Annotated in this window: 1 protein-coding gene (only partly in view); it reads left to right on the plus strand. The window is 32.9% G+C overall.

Annotated elements, in window-relative coordinates; all coding sequences use genetic code 11:
- Positions 1-11: 11 nt before the first annotated feature.
- A protein-coding gene (locus V7083_RS22160; protein WP_438823763.1) for a peptidylprolyl isomerase crosses the window boundary here: on the plus strand, positions 12-249 show its 5' portion. 14 nt of this gene lie beyond the right edge of the window; only the first 238 of its 252 coding nucleotides appear in the window; the start codon lies at positions 12-14; its stop codon lies off the right edge, out of view.

Genomic DNA, 249 nt, shown 5'->3' on the forward strand with positions numbered 1-249 from the left:
GTACAGGCGTAATGGACGCAGATTTTGAAAAAGCCGCCTTTGCTTTGGAGAAAAATCAAATTAGTGCCCCCGTTAAAACTTCATATGGCTACCATATTATTCAAGTACTGGATAAAAAGAAGAAACAATCATTTGATGAATTAAAGAAGACCCTTACAAATCAAGTGAAAGAATCAAAAATGACAGAAGATAAAATCCTCAAAGTTTTAAAATCTGAATTTAAGGATGCTAATGTGAGCATTTCAGATA

Origin of the sequence: Bacillus sp. JJ1764 (assembly GCF_036962145.1) — a bacterium.
Taxonomy (GTDB): Bacteria; Bacillota; Bacilli; order Bacillales; family Cytobacillaceae; genus Neobacillus.